Consider the following 22,244-nt stretch of genomic DNA (forward strand, 5'->3'; position numbering starts at 1 on the left):
GCAGCGGTGCTGTCAGTCTAATGCGAACCGCTCTCCACACGCTGCATTTCGCTCTTTGAGCATCACCGCCTAGCTCGCGATCTGAGCCCACTCAGCCAGCGCGGCTGAGCGGCGTTCCTTGTAGTTCTGGCGGTCAACGAAATGGCGTTCGAGGTTGAAGTGGTTGTGAACGTTGGCGTGGAGGCTGGCGAACTTCTGTAGCGTCTCCATCCGCCTGAACCTGAGCATCGCTCGCTCGCTTCGTCGGAAAGGCAAATGGCGGCTCTCCACCCGGTTGTTAGCCCAGCGTCCGACCTCCTGCTTCTCAGCGTTACCAAGCTCGTTCATCGCTGCACGATAGGATCGTAGACCGTCGGTGGTTATCGCCTCAGGGCTGCCATGGCGCTTCAGCGCCTTCTTCATGAAGCGCAGCGCTGCCTCCTTGTCGCGGGCCTTGGTGATGTAGCTCTCGAGGATCGCGCCCTTGCGATCGACCGCTAGCCAGAGGTAGACCATCTCACTACTCAACTTTACGTACAACTCGTCCAGGTCCCGGCGAACATCGTCCCGAACCTGTTCCGATGCGTCCGAACCGTCTCATGACAGATGTCGATACCGCCCTCGGACAGCAGATCCTCGATGTTGCGCAGCGATAGCGGAAACCGCACGTGGATCATGACAACCAAGCGGATCACCTCGGGCGATAAACTGAAGTAGCGAAACGGGCTGGCGGGCTTGCGCGGGGCGGGCATGCAAGTCGCCCTACCCTGCCCCGCCTGACGAACGGTGCACTAGGCCTGACACCCATGACCCTTGCGGAAATAAATATGACTTTATAGGGTGGCCTTTGGTAGAGAGGAAACAAGATGGATAAGCGGCAGCGGTTCAATGTCTGGATACGAGCGTTGTGCGCACTTGGCGCGATGGGCGCCCCGGCAACAGCCTTCGCCCAAGCGCGCTACGACAAGGAGAACAAGATTTTCCGGTTGGATGGCGGCGATGTCACCTACGCCTTCAAGGTCAACGTCGCGGGCATTCTGCAATCGGTCTATTGGGGCAAGCGCCTGCCGGATCGCGCGCCGCTCGCCGCGCCGGAACTGTCCGGCTTGAGCGGCTTCGACGTCACCACCAACGTGGTACCGCAGGAATATGCCGGCCAGGGCGGCGGATTATACGCCGAGCCTGCATTGAAGGTCACCTATCCGGACGGCAATCGCGACCTGGTCCTCTATTATCGCAGCCACGAAGTGTCGGGCGATACGATCCGCGTGACGCTAAGCGATCTCGACCGGCCGTTGTTCGTCACGCTGACCTACACGATCGACCGTGCCACCGGGGTGATCGCCAGGTCGGCGGTCATCGAGAATCGCGGCGCGGGCGACGTCCGCGTCGACCAGGCCGCCGCGGCTGGACTGACGCTGCCGGTCGCCTACGATTATCGCCTGCATTATTCGACCGGGCGCTGGGCGGCGGAATGGACGTTGCAGGAACGCCCGCTGACCGCCGGCTCGACTGTACTCGAAAGCCGCCGCGGCTCGACCGGCAGCCAGAACAATCCGTGGTTCCAGATCACCCGCGCGACCACCACCGAGGAGGACGGGCCGGCCTGGATCGGCGCGCTGGCATGGAGCGGATCGTGGCGCTTGAGCTTCGATCAGGACGTGACTGGGCGGATCCGGATCGTCGGCGGCTACAACCCGTTTGATTTCGCCTATCGCCTGAAGTCCGGCGCAACGCTGGCCACGCCGACTTTCTATATCGGCTTCTCCGATCATGGGCGCGGCGGCGCATCGCGCGTGTTCCACGCCTTCCAACGCGATCGTATCCTGCCGCAGCACGATGGCCACGTGCCGTTGCGCAAGGTACTGTACAATAGCTGGGAAGCGACCGAATTCGACGTCAACGAAGCTGGCCAGATCGCGTTGGCCGAACGCGCCGCCACCTTGGGCGTCGAGCGCTTCGTGATGGATGACGGCTGGTTCGGCGCGCGCAACAACGATAAGGCCGGGCTCGGCGACTGGACCGTCAATCCAACCAAATTTCCCAACGGACTCACCCCGCTGATCAGCCGGGTGAAGGCGCTAGGCATGGATTTCGGCTTGTGGGTCGAGCCGGAAATGATCAACGAAGACAGCGACCTGTTCCGCGCACATCCCGATTGGGCGATGCAGTTCCAGGGGCGGCCGAAGACGCAGGGGCGCAATCAGCTGGTGCTCAATCTGGCGCGCACCGACGTGCGCGATCACGTCCTACAACAGCTCGACGCCTTGCTGACGAAGAACGACATCGCCTTTCTCAAATGGGATTATAATCGCAATTGGTCCGAGCCGGGCTGGCCGGATGCCGACGTCAACGACCAGCAGACTATCTATGTCGCCTATGTCCGCAACCTCTATTGGATCATCGACGAGCTGCGCAAACGGCATCCGGGGGTGGAGATCGAAAGCTGCTCCGGCGGCGGCGGCCGGGTCGATCTCGGCATCATGGCGCGCACCGATCAGGTATGGCCATCGGACAATACCGATCCGCTCGATCGGCTGTCGATCCAGGACGGCTATACGCAGGCCTATGCCCCCGGCGCGATGATGGCGTGGGTCACCGATAGTCCGAACTGGGTGAACAAGCGGCAGACCGCGCTCTCGTTCCGCTTTCTCTCAGCGATGCAGGGCGGGCTCGGCATCGGTACCAATCTCAACAAATGGCAGGATTGGGACTTTCTAGTCGCACGACGCTACGTGCAGTCGTACAAGCGAATTCGGCAAACCGTGCAGCGGGGCCAGCTCTACCGGCTGAACCGCGCGAGCGAGGCGGATCGGCGCTGGACCAACCTATATGTCGCCGCGGATCGCAGCCAGGCCGCGCTCTTCACGCTGATCGGATCGACGCAGAAACTGGATGTCATGCCGACGATCGCGCTGCGCGGTCTCGATCCGGATGCGCAATACCAGGTGGAGACGATGGATGGCGCTCCCCCGCCCGTGACGATGCCATTGCTGGCCAGTGGCGCCTATTGGATGAACCACGGCGTCGACGTCACGCTGCAGGGTGACTTTCAAGGCGTCGGCTTCATCCTGACACGCACCAGATAGGCGGCGCCGGGCGCGCCGCCGAAAGATTTCAGCGTGTGTCTTTTTCACTAGACAGCATTTAATGTCATATTTATTCTGCTCCCAACTACAAACGCTCAGGGGAGAATCATCGTGAAAAGGTTGCGCCGTCCAATCGTCGCTCTGTTGTCGGGGGTGTGTCTCACCGTCCCCGCTTTGCCCGCCTTCGCCCAGTCCGGCGCTACCGCGCCGAGCCCCGAGGGGCAGGCTTCAAATCCGGATACTGGCGCGCAGATCGATCCGAATGCGGCGTCGACCGACGAAGGCAGCGATATCGTCGTCACCGGCATCCGCGCCAGTCTGGCCAACGCTTTGGAGATCAAGCGCAACACAATCGGCGTGGTCGATGCAATCTCGGCCAAGGACATCGGCGACTTCCCCGATGCCAATATCGCTGAATCGCTGCAGCGCATCAGCGGTGTGTCGATCGACCGCGTCAACGGCGAAGGCCGCGGCATCACGGTCCGCGGGCTGGGGCCGGAATTCAACACCGTCCTGCTCAACAACCGCCTGCTGTCGACCGAGGCGGGTGGCCGTTCCTTCTCGTTCGACATCCTGTCGTCGGAGCTGATCTCCGGCGCCGAAGTCTACAAATCTTCGGAAGCACGACTGCAGGAGGGCGGCATCGGATCGACCGTGATCCTGCGCACCGCCCGCCCGACCGACCGCGCCGGCCTGCATTTCGCCGGCAATGTTGCCGGCCGCCACGACAATACATCAGACAAGGTCACGCCGTTCGCCTCGGGCGTGTTGAGCGGATCGAACGAGGATCGCACGTTCGGCGCACTGGTCAGTTTCGTCTATGACAAGCGCAAGTTCAATCTCACCAACATCAGCACCGACGGCTGGATCACCGGGCAGACGATCGACACCAATGGCGACGGGATCAAGGATCGCAGCGGGGTCGCGCTGCCCCGCACGACCAACTTCACCGCCACCGAAAGCGAGCGCGAGCGGATCGGCGGGACGTTCGCTGTGGACTGGAACGTGTCGGATACGCTGAAGTTCAAGCTCGACGCGCTCTACACCCAGCAGAAGGTGGAGAGCCGCACCAACCAGCTTGGCTATTATACCGATCCCGATCGCATCACCACCGCAACGGTCAATGACAACGGCACAGCGACGCAGTTTGCCGTCCTCCCGGCCACCGCGACATCCGGTCTCGCCTCGGACAATATCGTCTCGACCGCCCCGCAGGACGCCCGCACCTACCAGATCGGCTTCAACGCCGAATGGAAGCCGAGCGAGGATCTGACGCTCGTGTTCGATGCCGCACACTCCAACTCGCGCGACGCCGCCGACCAGCTCTTCTACGTCGTCGGCACGCGCCAGGTGGGCGTCACGCCGACCTTCACGCTGGATGGCCCGGGCGGGTTGCCGTCGATCACCAACACGCTGGCGACCAACGACAAGTCGGCGCCGCGGCTGCACTGCTGCTCGGAACGCGGCGGGCGCAATGGCGATACGGTCAACCAGGGCACGTTCGATGTGACCTGGGATCTCGGCGGCCTGCTGAACAAGCTGCAAGGTGGCGCGCTGTTCACCAACCGCAAGAAGATCACGGTATCGCGTGAATCGCCAGAGCCGCTCGGCTGCTTCTATTGCGGTTATCAGGCGCTCGCGCCTGCAAGCCTGTTTACGGATTTCAGCGCCAACGTGCAGGGGCGCAACTTGACGTGGCTCGATTACGATGGCGCCGCGCTTGCGCAATATTACGGGTCGGCTGCCGCCGTGAACCAAGTGGGCGACAATTCGCCGGAAGCGATCGCCGCACGCAACCGTTTCCTCGCCGTCTATGCGGGCAACAATAACAGCCTCGATCCGATCGATCGTGACCGCGGATCGGGCACTGTGCGCGAGAATACCTATGCCGGCTATCTGCAGGCGTCGTTCGGCGGCGATATGGGTAGCAGCCGCTGGTCGGCAATGGCCGGCGCTCGTCTGATCCACACCGACCTTTACGCCACCGGCTATTCGGTAACGCTGACGAATATCATTCAGAACCCGGCGGATCCGACGTCCGCCGTGCCAGTGTACAGCCCGACCGTCCCCGTCGACGCCAGCAATAGCTACACCTATCTGTTGCCGACACTGAACTTCCGGCTCGACGTGAACGACGCGCTGTCGTTCCGCCTGGCGGGATCTCGCACGCTGACCCGTCCGACGCTGAGCCGACTTGGCCTGTCGCAGGACTTCACCTTCCGCCCGCCCAATTCCAATACGATCAGCGGCGGCAACCCGTATTTGAAGCCGTTCCTGGCATGGAACGCGGATGCGTCGGTCGATTATTACCTCAGCCGTACCAGCTATGTCAGTCTGGCTGGCTTCTACAAGAAGCTGGAGAATTTCATCATCTCCGGCCAGCAACCGGAAGAATATTTCGGGCTGACGTTCCTGGCCAATCGCCCGTTCAATTCGCAAAAGGGCGAAGTCTATGGGCTCGAGGCTTCGGCGCAGAGCACGTTCGATTTCCTGCCCGCACCGTTCAACGGGCTGGGCGTGACGGCGAACTACACGCTGGTGAAAAGCTCGATCCGATTCGATCCGTCGCTCAGCAACCAGACCTTCAACGTCGAGGGCCTGTCGGACACCGCAAACGTCGTGATGTTCTTCGAAAACAATCTGCTGCAGCTTCGTGGCGCCTATAACTGGCGTGCGCCGTTCCTGCGCCAGACGTTCGGGCCGCAAAGCGAGCCGGAGAACATCTTCGGCTACAGCCAGATCGATCTCAGCGGATCTATCAAGGTCACGCCGAACGTGTCTCTCTATGCCGAAGCGCTAAACGTGACGGACAAGAAGTTCCGCAGCTATTCGCGCTTCAAGGAGCGATTGATCACCGTGTCTGACCAGGGCCGACGCATCACCGCCGGCGTGCGCTTCAACTTCTAAGCCTAGCCGCCCGCATTCGCGCCTGACGCATGGATGCGGGCGAGCTACATCTCCCGCGATGCCCAATACGAACCTTCCGGCGGCAGCCGTCGTCACCCTACGCGCGCCGGACGGGGTTATCGTCCGCCTGACCAATCTCGGCGCAACGCTGATGGCAGTCGAGACGCCCGACCGCGCGGGGCGGTTCGCCAACATACTGCTCGGCTATGACGATCCGTCCGATTATCCGGCGGCCGGCGGCGCCGATCCCGACGCTTATCTCGGCGCGACCTGCGGCCGGTTCGCCAACCGCATCGCCGGCGCGGCGTTCGTGCTGGATGGCGTGCGCTATCCGCTCAGCGCCAATGAAGCGCCCAACCACCTTCATGGCGGCGCGCGCAACTTCCATCACGCGATGTGGACAATCGTCGCGGCGGACGATCGACACGTTACGATGACGCTGCACAGTCCGGATGGCGATCAGGGCTATCCCGGTGCGCTCGACGCAGTCGCCGACTTCACCCTGGCTGACGATGGCGAGCTCGCCATCGTCTACACTGCGATGACGACGCGACCGACGCACGTCAATCTCGTGTCGCACGGCTATTTCAATCTCTCGGGCGATCCACGCAACTCGATCCTCGACCATCAGGTATCGATCGATTCGACCCACATCCTCGCGATCGATGCGGCCAACCTGCCGACCGGCGAACGGCTGGCGATTGCCGGCTCTCCGTTCGACTTCATGGTCGCGCGACCGATCGGATCGCGGATCGACGGAGAAGAAGAACAATTGCGCCACGCCGGCGGTTATAATCACAATTATCTGCTCGACATGGCTGGGATGCGGCCGGTGGCGCGGCTCCACCACCCGGCCAGCGGGCGGACGCTAATCGTCTCAACCGACCAGCCCGGCTTGCAACTCTATAGCGGGAATTTTCTCGGCGGCCGCTTCGCACCACGCTCGGGTGTATGTCTCGAGGCGCAGCATTGGCCCGACAGCCCTAATCGGCCGGACTTCCCGATCACCCGGCTCAACCCCGGCGACACCTATCGCGCCGAGACCCGGCTGCGCTTCGGCGTCGGTTAGAGCCGCGCCAACCGGCCGCCATCGGCGACCATCTCCGCGCCGGTAATGAAGCGCGCCTCGTCGGAGGCGAGGAACCGCGCCAACGCGGCGATATCCTCGGGCTGGCCTATATCCGCAGGATCGATGACTTCCACGCCCGAGCGAATATTGGGACTGTTGCGCAACAGCGCGGTATCGATCGCGCCGGGCAGGATGGCGTTGCAGCGAATGCCGCGTTCGCGCCCCTCGATCGCGGTCGAGCGGGTCAGGCTGGCCATTGCCGCCTTTGACGCCGCGTAGGACGACACCATCGCCGAGGTGCGCCACGCATGCACCGAGGCGATGTTCACGATCGCGCCGCCACGCGGCAGATGACGCAGCGCATGGCCGGTCAACAGCGCCGGCGCGATCAGGTTGATCGCCAGCAAATGCTGCCAGTCGGCCGCGTCATGCTCCTCGATCGGCTTGAACAGCATGATGCCAGCGACGTTGACCAGCACATCCCAACGCCCGAAGCGGTCGAGCGTCTCGTCAACCGAGGCGTTTAGGGCGGCGGCATCGGCGACGTCGCACGGTATCGCCAGAGCGTCGCCCAAGCCATCAAGCGACATCTGCCCTGCTGCGCGATCGACCAGCGCGAGCGCGGCGCCGGCCTTGGCAAAGGCTTCGGCCACAGCATGGCCGATGCCACCCGCGGCGCCTGTGATCAGCGCCACCTTACCCTCGAACGGCTTTACCATTCCCGCAACGACCCGTCCCACCCGCGCCATACCGGGTTGCGCCAGCGATGGGGCGTTCGCGCCGCCTCACGCACACGCACCTCGTCGATCGTCACGCCCAATCCCGGCCCTTCCAGCACGGCGACGCTGCCCGCCGTCACCGTCAGCACCTCGGGATTGGTGATATAGGTGAGCAGGTCAGCGTCCGGCTGATTGTAGTGAATGCCGAGCGACATTTCCTGGATCACGAAATTTGGCGTCGCCGCGGCCAATTGTAGACAGCTGGCCAGCGCCAGCGGCCCCAGCGGGCAATGCGGCGCGATCGCTACGTCATACGCTTCCGCCATCGCCGCGATGCGTCGCCCTTCCGAAATGCCGCCGGCATGGCTGAGATCGGGCTGTGCGATATCGACCGACGCGGCCTCGAAGAACGGCTTGAAGTCCCAGCGCGAGAACAGCCTCTCGCCCAGCGCAAGCGGAACGCTGGTCTGCGCCGCTACCTGTGCGATCGCCTCCGGCTGTTCGCTCAGCAGTACTTCTTCGATGAACAGCGGCGACAGCGGTTCGAGCGCGGCGACGATGCGCCGCGCCATTGGTTTGTGCACCCGGCCGTGGAAATCCACGCCGACGTCCATCCCTGTATCCCGCACTAGCCCAAGCCGCTCGACCACCGCATCGACCGCGGCCGGCCCCGCCAGCCAGTCGATATCCTCGGTGCCATTCATCTTGACGGCATCGAACCCCTGCTCGCGCCGGGCGAGCGCGGCGGCGGCAACGTCGCTCGGCCGATCCCCGCCGATCCAGGCATAGACGCGGATCCGGTCGCGCACCCGCCCGCCCAGCAGGTCGGCGACGGGCACGCCGAGCGCGCGGCCGCGCAGATCCCACAAAGCCTGATCGACCCCCGATATCGCCGACATGAACACCGGGCCGCCACGGTAGAAGCCAAGGCGATATAGCAATTGCCAGGCATCCTCGATGCGGTCGGGATCGGCGCCGATCAGCCGGTCGCGCACCGCTTCGAACGCGCCCACCACGGCTTCGGCATGGCCTTCCAGACTGGCCTCGCCCCAGCCGACCGCGCCATCGCTGGTCTCGATCCGCACGAACAGCCAGCGTGGCGGCACAAGGAAGGTTTCTATCGCGACAATCTTAGACATTCTGGGTTTCGCTCCGGTCGGTCTTCGAGAAGCGCATGGGGATCCGCGGCAGCCGCCCGTCCTGTCGCAGCCGATCGGCCACGACAGCGAGCAGCAGGATCCCCCCGCGCACGACATATTGATAAAAGGTCGGCACATTGAGCAGGTTGAGTGCGTTCTGCGCCGCGCCCATGATGAATACGCCGATGATCACGCCGCCGATCGTGGCCAGCCCGCCGGACAGCGACACGCCGCCAAGCACGCAGGCGGAGATCACCGCCAGCTCGAGCCCGATGCTGGTATTGGGCTGGCCGCTGGTGATGCGCGCCGCCAGGATGATGCCGGCCAGCCCGGCGACCAGCCCCTGCAATGTGAACACGATGATCCGCACGCGGGTGATCGGCACGCCGGCCAGCCGCGCGGCTTCCGGATTGCCGCCGATCGCAAGGATGTTGCGGCCGAACACGGTGGCTTTGAGAATCAACCCGAAGATCGCGAAACTGCCGATCATCGACCAGATCGGCCAGCTCAGCCCAAGCACGCCGCCCGATCCGAGCGCGTAGAAATCCTGTACCGGGATCGCGACGCTTTCCCCGCCCGAGGCAAGGAAGGCGAGGCCGCGCACCACCTCCATCATTGCCAGCGTGACGATCAGCGAATTGACCTTGAACCCCGCTACCAGCACGCCGTTGACGAAGCCGACCATCGCGCCGCCCGCCAGGCCAGCCAGCACACCGAGCGCGATGCTCCCCGTCGCGCTAATGCCGACGGCGGCGAGCACGCCAGACAGCGCGACGATCGAGCCGACCGACAGATCAACCTCGCGCATCGCCAGCACGAGCATCATCGTCGCCGCGATCGTACCGACCAACGTGACCGACAGCAGCAGCCCGCGCAAATTGCGCAGGCCGAGGAAGTCCGGCACCAGCAGCGACAACAGGCCGACCAGCACCGTCAATGCCAGCAGCGGCCCGATACGTTTGATAAGCGTCCGCAAGGTCATGCTGGGATCGTATCCTGGTTTGATGAGGCCTGATTGGCCTGTGGCAGCGCGAGCCGGAGCAGGCCGGCGGGTGTCGCCTCGTCACGCGACATGATGCCGGCCAATGCACCTTCGCGCATCACCGCGATCCGGTCCGCGACGCCGAGTACTTCGGCCATGTCGCTCGACGCGAACAGCACCGTCCCGCCGTCTTCGGCAAAGCGATAGATGAGCTCGTAGATTTCGCTGCGCGCGCCGACGTCGATCCCGCGCGTCGGCTCATCGAGCAGCAGCACGCGCGCCCCCGCCCACAGCCAGCGCGCGATGACGGCCTTTTGCTGGTTGCCCCCCGACAGCGATCCGATCGCCGTCTCCGGCCCGGCCGTCTTGATGCGCAGCCGGCCGATCAGCTCGTCCGCGCCGGCTTGTTCCTCATGCCGCCGCAACAGCGCGGTCGCGCCGGTCAGGTTGCGCCACGCCAGCGCCAGATTTTCCCGCAGCGGCGCCAGCGGCACGATGCCGTCCTCCTTGCGGTCCTCAGGGCACAAAGCCAGGCCCGCGGCGATCGCGGCGCGCGGGCTGCCCGGCGGGATCGCCTGGCCATCGATCCGTACCGCGCCGGTATCTGGCATCGTCGCGCCGTAGATCAGGCGAAACAACTCCGACCGCCCCGCGCCGACCAGACCGAATAGCCCGAATATCTCGCCACGCGCGACGGTGAGACTGACGGGCGCGGCGATGCCCGGGCCGGCAAGCGCCGCCACCTCGACCATCGGCGGCCCCGCCTTCCGCGGACGATAGCCATAGACGTCGCTGATCGTGCGCCCCGCCATCGCGCCGACGAGCCGATCCGCGTCGTCCGCCGTGACCGGCGCGAGATCGAGCACATGCCTGCCGTCGCGCAGCACGGTCGCGCTGTCGGCGAGCGCATAGACCTCGTCCATGCGATGGCTGACATAGATGATCGCGCAGCCGCTGGCCTTGAGATCGCCGATGATCGCCATGAGCTGCTCGGTTTCGCGAACGCTGAGCGAACTGGTCGGTTCGTCGAACGCGATCACTTTCGCCTCCCGCAACAGTGCGCGCCCGATCTCGACCATCTGCCGCCGCCCGATCGACAGCGCGCCGAGCCGCATATCGGGGTCGATCGCCTCGCCGAGCCGCTCGAGCACGGCGATCGCCCGGGCGCGTAATGCCGCGCGATCAACGAAGCCGGCCCGCGCCGGCAGCATGCCGAGCATGAGGTTTTCGGCCACGCTGAGCTGCGGGAACAGCTGCAATTCCTGGTGGATGATCGCGATGCCGGCGTTCTGGCTGTCGCGCGGCGAGGCGAAGCGCTGCGCCACGCCCTCGATCCGCAACTCGCCGCTATCTGGCGCATATTGCCCTGCCATGATCTTGAGCAGCGTCGATTTGCCCGCGCCGTTCTCCCCGATCAGCGCGCGGACTTCTCCTGCGGCGACGGTGAAGCTCACTCCATCCAGTGCGACGACGCCGGGAAAGGTCTTGCCGACCTGGTCGAAGGCGATCATCGCACTCAAGCCTTCGCCTCTCGCGCCAGGACGGCGCGAAAATTGTTGCGCGTCATCAGCGTACCACTGGTCAGCGTGACTGCTGGCGGGCGCTGCCCGCCGACGATCCACCGATACATCGCCGCGCTCGTGTCATAGCCGTGCCGCCGCGGGCTGAGCAGCACGGTGGCGAAGAAACCGGTGGCACGCGGCTTGCCGAGTTCGGCGATGGCAGCTTCGGATCCGCCGATGCCGATCCCGATCAGGCTCGTCTGCGCCAACGACAGGCCTTCCGCCGCCCGCACGCCACCGACCACCGTTTCGTCGTTGAGCCCGATGATGATCCAGCGATCGATCCGCGCCCGCGCGGTCAGCACCGGTGCGGCCGCGGTGAACGCCCCTTCGGTGTCGGTCGTGCGCTGCGGCGCATCGAAGACCTGTGTGAAACCGTTGCGGCGCAATGCAGCGACCGCGCCCGCCGTACGCTCGCGCCCGGTGTCCAGACTGTCATAGGCGATCCGCAGAATGCCGGTCTCGGCCGGCGCCCAGTCGCGCCGTTGCGCCTCGGTCGCCGCCGCCGTCCCCGCCAGCTCACCGATCGCCAGCGCCGAAATGCCGACATGCGGGATGCCCGCGATCGGCGCCCCGCCCGCGGCCGTCAGGCGGTCGTCGACCGACATCGCCTTCATCCCACTGTCGCCCGCGAAATCGGCGATCGCCGGCCCAAGCCGCGGGTCGGGCGCGCAGATTACGAACCCGCCAGCGTAGCGCGCATACAAGGTGTTGAGCGCCGACAATACCCGGTCACCATCTTCCGCGCCGATTTCGATCAATGAGAAGCCGAAGTCCCGTGCCGCGGCGCGCGCAAAGCGCCATTCGTCCTGGAACCATTGCTCCTGCGGCATCTTGACGATGAAGCCGATCCGCACATCCTGCGGTGGCCGCGCGCAGCCGGCGACAGCGAGACCGCCTGCGGCCACCGTGCCGCCAAGCATGGATCTGCGCGTAATCGGCATTGCCGTAGTGCCCCTCGCTATACGTGGGATTGAAATCATCCCGATCGACAGATGCTTTAAGTCATATATATTCGTTGAAAAGAGGAAATCGCATGGACGCGTATATTATCATCGAGCGCAGGGGGGTCGACCAACTCGGCGAAGGCCCGACTTGGAGTCCCTCGGTGCACGAGTGTATTGGGTGGATATCGTCGGGCAAGCGCTGAATGCGCTCGATCTGGCGACGCTGAACGTGAGCCGCTGGCCGATGCCGGAACGGATCGGCTGGGCGGTCGAGCGTTACGATCGCGGCGATTTGCTCGCCGGCTTCAAGAGCGGGATCGTCGAGCTGTCGCTCGATCCGGTAACGATCCGCCCACTCCTGTCGCCCGAACCGGACCGTCCGGGCAATCGGCTGAACGACGCAAAGGTCGATAGCGCCGGGCGCTTGTGGTTCGGATCCAAGCATGACGAAGATCGCGAACCATCGGGGGCGCTGTACCGCCTCGACGCCGATCGCCGCCTGACACAGGTCGACGACGGCTATGCCGTCACCAACGGCCCCGCGTTCAGCCCCGACGGTCGCTACCTCTACCACGCCGATAGCGGGCGCCGCGAGGTCTATCGCTTTGCGGCCGATGCGGCGGGCACGCTGGGCCCACGCGAACTGCTGATCACGTTCGAGGAATCATGGGGCTATCCCGATGGCATGACGACGGATGCCGACGGCGGCTTGTGGATCGCGCATTGGGGCGGCAGTCGGATCAGCCGCTTCGACCCCGCCGGGCAACTGGTTCGATCGCATATGCTGCCTGCGGTCAACATCACCAGTTGCGCCTTTGCCGGGGACCGTCTCGATCGGTTGTTCGTCACCTCGGCCGCACTCGAGTCGCCGGGCGGACCAGAAGACGGTGCCCTGTTCGAGATCGACCCCGGCGCAAAAGGATTGCCGCCCACGCCATGCGCGTTCTGATCGGATCAACCGCGCATGGCGCTTTGGTGGAGATGCGGATATTCAGTGCCGCATGTTGAAGACCGATAAGATCGTACGCGCCGATCCTGGTGACGAGGCATCGTTCGAGGATACCGCGCGCCTACCGGCCGATGATGGCCGCAACCTCACATCGAGCATCGTCAACGACCTGGGTCTGGCGATCGTCACGCAGACCTACCGCCCGGGCGAACCCTTCCCGACCGAGGCCGAATTGTGCCTGAGCTATGCCGCCAGTCGGCCGGTGCTGCGCGAAGCCGTCAAGATGCTGACGGCGAAGGGACTTTTGCTTGCGCGGAAGCGTGCGGGGACGTTGGTGCAGCCGGAAGAGAGCTGGAACCTGCTTGATCCGGACGTGCTGCGCTGGATGCTGCAACGCGCGTTTTCGATCGACCTGCTGATCGATTTTACCGAGATCCGCATGTCGATCGAGCCGCGCGCCGCGTCGCTCGCGGCACACTCCGCCAGCGGGCCGCAGCGGCGCGCGATCATCGATGCGATCGACCGCATGTATGCCGCCGACCGCGGCGAGGAGGACGCACTGGAGGCGGACATCGCGTTCCACATCGCCGTGCTCGAGGCGAGCAACAACCGGTTCATGCGGCAATTCACTGGCCTGGCCGAGACGACATTGCGCTTCTCGATCCGGCGCACCAACGAATATAAGGGCGTGCCGCGGGCCAGCGCGCTCGATCACAAGAAGGTCGCCGACGCGATTGTCGGCGGCCGCGCGCAGCTGGCGGGCACGCTCATGAGCAATCTCATTCGCGGCGCGCTCGATCTGCTGCTCGCCGCCAGCAACCATCCGCCGCGACCCTAGACGCCGTCACGGCACGCCGCAGGGCGTGCCGGGCGACGGACCGGTACGGGCGAGTTGAGCCGGGCGGGCGTCGCCGGGATGATAGGGTCGCCCCGCCCCGGCAGGATCGAGGATGATCGGGCGCAGTTCGCCGCTTGCATAGCGCCTTGCCTGATCGTCGAAATGCGGCGAGGCCGGATCGCCGCTTTCGCCGCCCGCGGACACGGCCCAGGCACGCACGCTCGGCCCGAACTCGACCACCGCGACGAAGCTGTTGCCGCTGGTGCCGTACAGGCAGCGCTGCCCAGGTTGACGATCGACGCCGAATGCCGCGAGCGACCCGAAATTGCCCGAAGTGAAACCGATCGGCAGACTCGCCGCGCGATCGTCGAAGCGCGGGGCGATCGCTCCGTCGAGCCGCTGAAAGCGGTTGATCCGCCCCCAGGCGACGCGCCAGCTGCCGAGATCGCGCTGCATTCGCGCGACGGCCGCATCAAGCGCAGCGACGCGGTCGGCATCCGTCGTGCGGGCGGTGAGATAGCCGAAGATCGGCACATTGGCAGCCGCGGCCTTTGGCCCTTCGCTCGCCCACAACGCCTCGCCCCAATGCACGGCGAGCGTGGTCGCTTCGGACTCGGTGCCCCAGCGGCGGTCCCAGCCCGCCAACAGCGCCAGCGGTGCGGCCAGCCGCTGGCGCAGGGTGTCGCCAGGCGGCAGCGCGTCGAAGCCCTTCTGCAAGCGCGGTATCTGCTGATCGAACAACGGCAGGAAGCTATCGAACGCAGTGCGCATCAACGTCTGCGGTGAAAAGAGCGCGCCACGCGACAGCAACGCAGTGGCATGGTCGCCGCGGGGGTTATCGCCGAGCAGGTCCATATAGCGCGGGAAATTAGCCGCCTTGGGGCTGTCGGTGCCCGCCGCGGTCCACGGCGCGTTGTTGGTGTTGACCACCCAACCGGTCGCCGGACGCACCACCTGCGGCAGATCCTTCAGCGCATGCAGGCCATGCCAGTCTGTCGCCGGATCGCTGCCATCGACCGGACGCGTGTAATCGAACCGGTCATCGCGAATCGGCACGAATTGCGGGTGCAGATAGGCGATCGTGCCATCAGCCGCGGCGAGGATCGTGTTGTTCGACGCATTGGCCTTGCGATCGGACACTGCAAGATAGTCCGCCAGCGACCCGGCGCGGGTACGCAGATAGCTCTGTTCGAGTGCGGCGCGCGGGCGGTTGAGCATAGCCACCGCGATCCAGCGCCCATTTTCCTGCCGGATGATCGGCCCGTGATGCGTCGCTAGCACGGTGAACCGGCGGGTGGCGATCGTGCCGTCCGGCTGGCGCACGCCAAGCGCCACGATCCGCTGCCGGATCGGCCGCCACGCGCGGCCGTAGCGATAGGATAGCCGACCGCCGCGCCGCGCCACTTCCACCGCAAACTCGTCGATCGTGTCCACGCCGCTCGACGTGTGCATCCAGCCGAGATGCTTGTTGAAGCCCTGATAGACGAAGAACTGCCCCCACGTTGCAGCGCCATAGACGTCGAGCCCTTGCGCGCTGGTCACCTGCTGTTCGGCACGAAAGAAGAACGAGGTGTGTGGATTGATCCACAACAGGGGATAGCCGCTGGCGCTGCGCGACGGGCCAATGGCGATGCCGTTCGAGCCCTTGGGTTCGATCAGTCTCCCAGCGTTTGCCAATCGCGCCGGCGCGCCGCTCTTGCCGCCGCCGTAAAAGGATTCGAGTGCGGCAAGATCAACGCCACGCTCGATATCCCCGCCGATGCTACCCTCCGAAAAAGCCAGCGCCATCCAAGGTTCGAAATGGTTGATCCGGCGCGGATGCACCGACGGGTGGGTCGCAAGATAATGATTGAGCCCGTCCGACCAGGCATTCATCAACACGCGCAGCCATGTCGGACTGCGCCGATAGTCGCGGCGCAAGCCATCCAAGTCGAGAAAAAGCCGCTGGCGCAGATCCGCCCACACAACCGCCTCACCCTCCGCTTCGGCCAACCGCCCCATTGCAGCCAAGTAATTGCGCTCGATACGGGGAAAATCATCCTCAGCCTGCGCATACATCATGCCGAACACTGCATCGGCATCACTACGGCCGCGGATGTGAGCAATGCCGAATGTGTCGCGGGCGATCGTAACATCCCGCACATGTGCTGTTGAACGGCGATCAGACGCCAGCGCTGAGGACGGCGGCAATGCCAAAGCCAAGCTAAGCAATCCAGCTAATTTCCACATACATCGTCCTTTGACATAGGTATAAGTCATATATATTGCCGCTTGCAAGATCGCCTTAAGGGAGAACGACGGCCATGAGTATTGCCCTTAGCCAGGTATCCATTCCCGATTTCGGGCCGGTCGCCCCACCACCGATCCTTCCTGGCAGCACCTATGCCGCACGCTGCGATGCGGCGCTGAACGCCGCTGGTACCGACTGGCTGGCCGTTTATTCTGACCGCGAACACCTTGCCAATGTCATGTTCCTGACGGGCTTCGAACCCCGGTTCGAGGAGGCGTTGCTGCTGCTGGGGCCGGGCGGCCGCAGGGTCCTTATCACGGGGAACGAGTGCGAATCCTACGCCGCCCTGTCCACATTACCGGACGTCGAGGTGCTGTTATCGCAGACGATGAGCCTGTTAGGGCAGGATCGCAGCAAGGCACCACGAATTACTGACGTGCTGCGCAGCGCCGGGTTGCGCCCCGGCGATAGCTGCGGCGTGGTGGGATGGAAATATCTGGGCGATGACGAATGGGATGGAGGTGAGGCGCCGAGCTTCGTGCCCGCAATCTATCTACAAGCTTTGCGAAGCGTCGCGGGGGCGGAGCAGGTCAGGGACGTTACATCGGTGATGTTGCACCCCGAAAAAGGGCAGCGCTCGATCATAGACGCCGATCAAGTCGCGATTTTTGAAGCCGCGGCGGCCCGTGCGTCGGAGATGGTCTGGAGCGTCGTGTGCGGAACACGCGCTGGCGATCTGGAGCGCGACGCCGCACTCAGCCTGATGTACCGCGGCGAACCGATGAATGTGCATGCGATGCTCGCAACCGGCAATGCCGCCGGCGGCCCGGTCATCGGGCTCGCTAGTCCTGGTTGGCGACGTATCTCTAAAGGTGACGGAGCTTCAACGGCGGTAGGTCTGTGGGGCGGGCTGACCGCCCGCGCGGGTCTCGTCGATGACCACAATGAAGAATTCGTCGCCATCGCGTCGGCGTATTTTGCTGGCCTCATCCGCTGGTATGCCCTCGCGGACATCGGCATTGCGGGTGGTGATCTGTACGCCGGGGTCAGCGAAACACTGGCTGAAGGCGGACTACGCTCCTTGCTTAATCCGGGCCATCTTACGGGACATGAGGAATGGTCGCACACGCCGATCCGTCCGGGATCGACCGATCGCATCCGGTCGGGGATGCACATGCAGGTAGACATCATCCCCACTCCGATGCGCGACGGCTGGGCGCTGAATTGCGAGGACAGTGTGGTGTTTGCCGATGCCGCTCTGCGCAGTGATATAGCCACCCGCTACCCGGAAATGTGGGCACGAATGAAAGCTCGCCGCGCTTTCGCGGAAAATGTGCTGGGCATTCCGATGCGCGAAGCGGTGCTTCCCCTGTCCTCGATACCGCTATGCCTCGCGCCGCTCTGGCTGCGGAATGATCATCTGCTAATTCAAGCTTGATACCCATGCTTCTGTGTTGCGCGCGGTTAAACGCCACGCGCGCGACGGACGTTTTATGGGTGAATAGCCTGCCACCGACGGTAGCCGTAGTGCTTAGCTCCGTGGCCACACGGCAGAATATCATCTACGAGACCCACGCCACCGCCTCTACGGTGCCGGGGTGTCACCCGTCCGACAGGATCATTTGGGGTTAGGAGAGAACATTATGGCACTCGCACCGGCACCGAACACGGCCAGCAGCATGGATCCGCTGCCGCAAACGGCCGATGCCGGCCATGTCGATGCACCCGATCTGCGCGTCTTCGTATTCGCACTGTTCTTCATCTTCGGCGGTATCACGAGTTTGAACGACGTGATCATCCCGAAGCTGAAGGACCTCTTCACCCTCAGCTATTTCCAAGCGATGCTTGTCCAGTCCGCCTTTTTTGCAGCCTATTTCCTGATCTCGATCCCCGGTGCCGCGCTCGTGCGTCGTTACGGCTATATGCGGGGCGCAGTTGTTGGTCTTGTGACGATGACGGCAGGCTGCCTGCTGTTTATTCCGGCGTCCGCCTCGGCCACGTTCGGCGTGTTCCTGTTCGCATTGTTCGTGCTGGCCTCGGGCATCACCGTGGTCCAAGTGGTTTCCAATCCGCTGATCTCGCTCCTCGGGCCGCCGCGCACCGCGCATAGCCGCCTGACCTTCGCCCAGGCATTCAACTCGCTCGGCACGACGATCTTCCCATATGTCGGGTCGATCGTGATCCTCGGCAGCCTTGCAACCGTCGATGCGAGCACTCTCAGCGGCGCATCGCTTGATGCCTATCGGGCGGCGGAGACGCAGGTCGTGGTGAAGACCTATCTCGGGCTTGCCATCGCCTTGTTGATCGTTGCGGCCGTGGTGTGGACGCGACGGAACCGGCTCAAGACACAGCAGGACCAAAGCGGCAGCATCTTTCACGCGTTTGATCTGCTGAAGCGTCCGCGCTTCGGGATCGGCGCGTTGTGCATCTTCCTGTACGTCGGTGCCGAAGTCGCAATCGGGTCGCTGATCGTCAGCTACCTGATGCAAGGCAACGTGCTGGGCTTAGGCGAGCAGGCCGCAGGCAAGCATGTCTTCCTCTATTGGGGTGGCGCGCTGATCGGGCGGTTTATCGGCGCCGGGGTGCTGCGTTACGTCTCCCCCGGTAAGGTGCTGGCGTCCGCGGCGATCGGCGCCATCGCGCTGATCCTGCTGTCGGCCAATTCCAGCGGCACCACGGCAGGCTATGCGCTGCTGATGATCGGCCTGATGAATTCCATTATGTTTCCCACCATCTTCAGTCTCGCCAGCGAAGGCCTAGGATCCCGCGCGGCAGAAGGGTCGGGCGTGATCGCAACCGCCATCGTTGGCGGCGCGATCATCCCGCCGCTGACCGGGCATTTGGCAGACGTTAGTGGAAGTCTTGCATTCGCGCTGACGGTACCCGCCATCTGCTACGCTGTGATCGCGAGCTACGGCTGGTATGCGCGACGTCCGGCAGTTTAAATGAGAGTCGCGCGCCGCCCGCCCCTGAACAGGTCGGCCTGATTGCTCGCTGGGGTGATGTCAGTCTAAAGCGAGCCGCTCTCCACACCATGCATTTCGCTCTTTGAGCAGGACAGCCTAGCTCGCGATCATGCTCCACTCAGCCAGTGCGGCTGAGCGGCGTTCCTTGTAGGTCTCGTGGTCGATCAGGTGGCGTTCTAGCTTGAAGTGATGGTCGTTGGCGTGCACACCCGCGAACTTCTGTAGCGACTTAATCCGCCTGAACCTGAGCATCGCCCGCTCTCGTCTTCGAAAGAACAGATGGCTGTTCTCAACCCGGTTGTTGGCCCAGCGTCCGACCTCCTGCTTCTGCTCGTTGCCCAGTTCTTTCATCGCTGCGCGGTAGGAACGCAGACCATCGGTGGTGATCGCCTTCGGGCTGCCGTCACGCTTCAGCGCCTTCTTCATGAAGGCGAGCGCTGCCTCCTTGTCGCGGGTCCTGGTGATGTAGCTTTCGAGGATCTCGCCCTCGTGATCGACCACTCGTCAGAGGTAGACCATCTCGCCACTCACCTTTACGTACATCTCGTCCAGATGCCAGCGCCAGTGACGAAAACCGCGCATGCGCGAGATACGCTGCCGGCGTATGTCGCCGGCGAACATCGGCCCTAACCTGTTCCACCACATTCGCACCGTCTTGTGGCGGATATCGGTGCCGCGCTCGAACAGCAGGTCTTCGACGTTGCGCAACGACAGCGGAAATCGAACGTACATCATAACCACCAGCCGAATCGCTTCGGGCGATGAGTTGAAGTAGCGAAAAGCGCTCTGCGGCTTGGGCGGATGGGGTATACCCCTCTCCTATCCTGGCCATTATAACGATCGGTGCATTAGGTCTGACAGAGTCCGATTGGTGCATTTGCTCTGACAGAGTCGACACCGTCGTTTAATTGCCGTTCCGACTTGCGGCTGCGACGGGGGCGAATTCGGCAGGTCAGGCGCTGTCCCACAGTCGCACGTAATCTACCTCGATCCGCTGCGGCAGCGCGGTGTCGTCGATCCCTTTCGCGCCGCCCCAATCGCCGCCGATCGCTAGATTCAGGATCAGGTTGAACGGCTTATCGAACGGCCAGGCGCCATGCCCGCCGGCCTGATCGTTGCGGACCCGCATATACGCACGATCATCGACGCCGATGGTGATCGAATCCGCAGTCCAGTCCATCTGATAGCGATGAAATTCCGTGCATGCGGTCGGAATGGTCCGCTGCGCACCGCGCTGGGTGCCTTTTACGTGGTTGAACAGGCCAGTGTGCAACGTCGCGTGGATCACGTTGGCGTCGTGGCCGACCATCTCCATGATGTCGATCTCGCCCATTTCCGGCCACTTGCCACTCTGCGGCAGCATCCAGATCGCAGGCCAGGCGCCGCGCGCGCAGGGCAATTTGGCGCGGATCTCGTAAAAGCCGTAGCGCGTCGGCTTGGTCGCGACGAGCTTGGCCGAGCTATAGCCCTGCCCGCCCCAATCCGGCATCGTCGACAGCGCCTCGCGCCGTGCCTCGATCACCAGACGGCCGTCCGCCAGCCGCGTGTTCTCAGGCCGGTCCTTGGCGTAATATTGCTTCTCGTTGTTGAACCAGCCGGTCTTGTTGAACGCCGTATCGAAGCGCCACTTCTTCTGGTCGACCGCCGTGCCGTCGAACTCGTCAGCCCAGGACGGCGCCGTCGTGGGCGCCGCCATCGCCGCATTGACCGCGACGTTGGTCGCACCGAGCGTCGGTGCCTTGGCGGGCTGCTGCGCATTGCCCATCGTCGCCAGCGCCAACAGGCCGGCATAGATCCGCTTGCTCATCACTTGCTCTCCCTTGGTACGGTGGTGGAATTGCGCACGATCAGCGTGGCGGGCACGACGATCGGCGCGTCCGGTGTCTCCTGCCCGGTCTGGTCCGCGATGATCAGCTCGACCGCGCGGGCGGTAACTTCGGCGATCGGCTGCGAGATCGCGGTAAGCGGCGGGTGGGTAAAATGCACCATCGGCGTATCGTCGAAACTGATCAGCGACAGATCGCCCGGCACGTCGAGCCCAAGCGTGCGCGCGACATCGAGCGTGGCGAGCGCCATGCGATCGTTGCTCGCGATGATCGCGGTCGGCGGCACGGCGCCATCGAGCAGTACCGCCGCGCCCACGCGCCCCGACTCATGCCCGAAATCGCCCTGCGCGAGCAGCCCGACGGTGTCGCACCCCACCGCGGCCATCGCCTGCCGCCAGCCATCGACGCGCCAGCCGCTCAGTTCATACTCCGCTGGCCCAGCGATAAAGCCGATCTGCCGGTGACCGAGCGCCAGCAGATGCTCGGTGGCGATCCGCGCGGCGCGCTCGTCGTCCATCGTCATCGCGAAGCCTGGGCCGCTTTTCAGCGAACCGATCCGCGCGAAGCTGATGCACTGCTCGGCGAGCAGATTGGTGATCAGCGGGTTCTCCGAATGCGGCGGCGTCAGGATCACGCCATCGGGCTGCAGCGCCGCGATCGCGGCGAGCAGTTCACGCTCGATATGGTCGCTATGCGTGTCGACCAGTTCGATTATCAGGCGATAGCCGTGCTCGGCGCAGGTCAGCATCCCACCGAGCAGCATCTGCCCGACCCAATCGACGCCCTGCCGGTCGCGCCAGTCGGCGATCGTGCGGTCGCGATCGTTGAGCGACACGATCAGGTGGGAGCGCGATCCGCCCATGCGCTGCGCGGCAATCGACGGCACGTAGCCGAGCCGCGTGATCGCTTCCTGCACGCGCAGCATCATCTCGGGCCGTACGTTCGGCTCCTTGTTGATCACGCGGCTGACCGTCTGCAGCGACACGCCGGCATCGGCGGCGACATGCTTGATCGTGACCGACTGGCGGCGTCTGGCCATGCG

The 22,244-nt window shown here is 64.2% G+C and carries 15 protein-coding genes and 2 pseudogenes; 7 read left to right on the top strand and 10 right to left on the bottom strand.

Annotated elements, in window-relative coordinates; translation table 11 throughout:
• Positions 1-69: 69 nt before the first annotated feature.
• Positions 70-731, bottom strand: a pseudogene (locus NV382_RS19745) (IS6 family transposase).
• A gap of 114 nt (positions 732-845) precedes the next feature.
• Between NV382_RS19745 and NV382_RS08195 the strand changes: the two are divergent.
• From NV382_RS08195 to NV382_RS08205, 3 genes are all read left to right on the top strand, one after another.
• Positions 846-3,068: an alpha-galactosidase gene (locus NV382_RS08195; RefSeq protein WP_260600014.1), complete on the top strand. Its 2,223-nt coding sequence runs from the start codon at positions 846-848 to the stop codon at positions 3,066-3,068.
• 111 nt (positions 3,069-3,179) lie between these two features.
• Positions 3,180-5,975, top strand: coding sequence for a TonB-dependent receptor (locus tag NV382_RS08200; protein ID WP_260600015.1), 2,796 nt, complete (start codon positions 3,180-3,182; stop codon positions 5,973-5,975).
• 58 nt (positions 5,976-6,033) lie between these two features.
• On the top strand, positions 6,034-7,044 hold the full coding sequence (locus NV382_RS08205) for an aldose epimerase family protein (RefSeq protein ID WP_260600016.1): 1,011 nt from the start codon (positions 6,034-6,036) through the stop codon (positions 7,042-7,044).
• Here NV382_RS08205 and NV382_RS08210 read toward each other — a convergent pair.
• The 5 genes from NV382_RS08210 to NV382_RS08230 are packed head-to-tail and all read right to left on the bottom strand — an operon-like array spanning position 7,041 to position 12,390.
• The gene (locus tag NV382_RS08210) at positions 7,041-7,739 is read right to left on the bottom strand and encodes an SDR family NAD(P)-dependent oxidoreductase (protein WP_260600017.1); all 699 of its coding nucleotides are present in this window, start codon (positions 7,737-7,739) and stop codon (positions 7,041-7,043) included. The two genes, NV382_RS08205 and NV382_RS08210, sit on opposite strands and share 4 nt — an antisense overlap.
• A 17-nt stretch (positions 7,740-7,756) precedes the next feature.
• Complete coding sequence (dgoD, locus tag NV382_RS08215) at positions 7,757-8,902, bottom strand: galactonate dehydratase (RefSeq protein WP_260600018.1); 1,146 nt, start codon at positions 8,900-8,902, stop codon at positions 7,757-7,759.
• Entirely contained in the window at positions 8,895-9,884 is a 990-nt protein-coding gene (araH, locus tag NV382_RS08220) for an L-arabinose ABC transporter permease AraH (RefSeq protein WP_260600019.1), read from the bottom strand. Before araH ends, dgoD begins: the two co-directional genes overlap by 8 nt.
• Entirely contained in the window at positions 9,881-11,395 is a 1,515-nt protein-coding gene (gene araG / locus NV382_RS08225) for an L-arabinose ABC transporter ATP-binding protein AraG (protein ID WP_260600352.1), read from the bottom strand. Before araG ends, araH begins: the two co-directional genes overlap by 4 nt.
• Positions 11,396-11,400: 5 nt before the next feature.
• On the bottom strand, positions 11,401-12,390 hold the full coding sequence (locus NV382_RS08230; RefSeq protein ID WP_260600020.1) for a substrate-binding domain-containing protein: 990 nt from the start codon (positions 12,388-12,390) through the stop codon (positions 11,401-11,403).
• A 151-nt stretch (positions 12,391-12,541) separates the two neighbouring features.
• On the opposite strand from NV382_RS08230, the gene NV382_RS08235 reads away from it, so the two are divergent.
• Positions 12,542-13,342, top strand: a complete 801-nt coding sequence (locus tag NV382_RS08235) for an SMP-30/gluconolactonase/LRE family protein (protein WP_312026772.1) — start codon at positions 12,542-12,544, stop codon at positions 13,340-13,342.
• A gap of 52 nt (positions 13,343-13,394) precedes the next feature.
• Positions 13,395-14,180 carry a FadR/GntR family transcriptional regulator gene (locus NV382_RS08240; protein ID WP_260600021.1) on the top strand — a complete coding sequence of 262 codons (786 nt, stop codon included), beginning with the start codon at positions 13,395-13,397 and terminating at the stop codon, positions 14,178-14,180.
• Positions 14,181-14,186: 6 nt separating this feature from the next.
• On the opposite strand, the gene NV382_RS08245 is transcribed toward NV382_RS08240, so the two are convergent.
• Positions 14,187-16,409, bottom strand: coding sequence for a penicillin acylase family protein (locus NV382_RS08245; RefSeq protein ID WP_418066771.1), 2,223 nt, complete (start codon positions 16,407-16,409; stop codon positions 14,187-14,189).
• A 74-nt stretch (positions 16,410-16,483) separates the two neighbouring features.
• Between NV382_RS08245 and NV382_RS08250 the strand changes: the two genes are divergently transcribed.
• Both NV382_RS08250 and NV382_RS08255 read left to right on the top strand, forming a co-directional pair.
• Complete coding sequence (locus NV382_RS08250) at positions 16,484-17,848, top strand: M24 family metallopeptidase (protein ID WP_260600023.1); 1,365 nt, start codon at positions 16,484-16,486, stop codon at positions 17,846-17,848.
• A 205-nt stretch (positions 17,849-18,053) separates the two neighbouring features.
• A complete protein-coding gene (locus tag NV382_RS08255; RefSeq protein ID WP_418066772.1) occupies positions 18,054-19,355 on the top strand; it encodes a sugar MFS transporter in 1,302 nt (433 codons plus the stop codon).
• A 117-nt stretch (positions 19,356-19,472) separates the two neighbouring features.
• On the opposite strand, the pseudogene NV382_RS19750 reads toward NV382_RS08255, so the two are convergent.
• From NV382_RS19750 to NV382_RS08275, 3 genes and pseudogenes are all read right to left on the bottom strand, one after another.
• A pseudogene (locus tag NV382_RS19750) lies at positions 19,473-20,186 on the bottom strand (IS6 family transposase).
• A gap of 142 nt (positions 20,187-20,328) precedes the next feature.
• Positions 20,329-21,183, bottom strand: a complete 855-nt coding sequence (locus NV382_RS08270; RefSeq protein WP_260600026.1) for a glycoside hydrolase family 16 protein — start codon at positions 21,181-21,183, stop codon at positions 20,329-20,331.
• Positions 21,183-22,241 (bottom strand): LacI family DNA-binding transcriptional regulator, encoded by a 1,059-nt coding sequence (locus NV382_RS08275; protein ID WP_260600027.1) that lies wholly within the window; start codon positions 22,239-22,241, stop codon positions 21,183-21,185. The genes NV382_RS08270 and NV382_RS08275 overlap by 1 nt, the downstream gene beginning before the upstream one ends.
• Positions 22,242-22,244 lie beyond the last annotated feature (3 nt).

The sequence above is a fragment of the Sphingomonas endolithica genome (genome assembly GCF_025231525.1).
GTDB classification, from domain to species: Bacteria; Pseudomonadota; Alphaproteobacteria; order Sphingomonadales; family Sphingomonadaceae; genus Sphingomonas; species Sphingomonas endolithica.

Coding starts and splice junctions, on each gene's coding strand:
- NV382_RS08205 (WP_260600016.1), top strand. CDS start 6,034: ATGCCCAATACGAACCTTCCGGCGGCAGCCGTCGTCACCCTACGCGCG.
- araG (WP_260600352.1), bottom strand. CDS start 11,395: ATGATCGCCTTCGACCAGGTCGGCAAGACCTTTCCCGGCGTCGTCGCA.
- NV382_RS08240 (WP_260600021.1), top strand. CDS start 13,395: ATGTTGAAGACCGATAAGATCGTACGCGCCGATCCTGGTGACGAGGCA.
- dgoD (WP_260600018.1), bottom strand. CDS start 8,902: ATGTCTAAGATTGTCGCGATAGAAACCTTCCTTGTGCCGCCACGCTGG.
- NV382_RS08230 (WP_260600020.1), bottom strand. CDS start 12,390: ATGCCGATTACGCGCAGATCCATGCTTGGCGGCACGGTGGCCGCAGGC.
- NV382_RS08270 (WP_260600026.1), bottom strand. CDS start 21,183: ATGAGCAAGCGGATCTATGCCGGCCTGTTGGCGCTGGCGACGATGGGC.
- araH (WP_260600019.1), bottom strand. CDS start 9,884: ATGACCTTGCGGACGCTTATCAAACGTATCGGGCCGCTGCTGGCATTG.
- NV382_RS08255 (WP_418066772.1), top strand. CDS start 18,054: ATGGCACTCGCACCGGCACCGAACACGGCCAGCAGCATGGATCCGCTG.
- NV382_RS08245 (WP_418066771.1), bottom strand. CDS start 16,409: ATGTGGAAATTAGCTGGATTGCTTAGCTTGGCTTTGGCATTGCCGCCG.
- NV382_RS08250 (WP_260600023.1), top strand. CDS start 16,484: ATGAGTATTGCCCTTAGCCAGGTATCCATTCCCGATTTCGGGCCGGTC.
- NV382_RS08275 (WP_260600027.1), bottom strand. CDS start 22,241: ATGGCCAGACGCCGCCAGTCGGTCACGATCAAGCATGTCGCCGCCGAT.
- NV382_RS08195 (WP_260600014.1), top strand. CDS start 846: ATGGATAAGCGGCAGCGGTTCAATGTCTGGATACGAGCGTTGTGCGCA.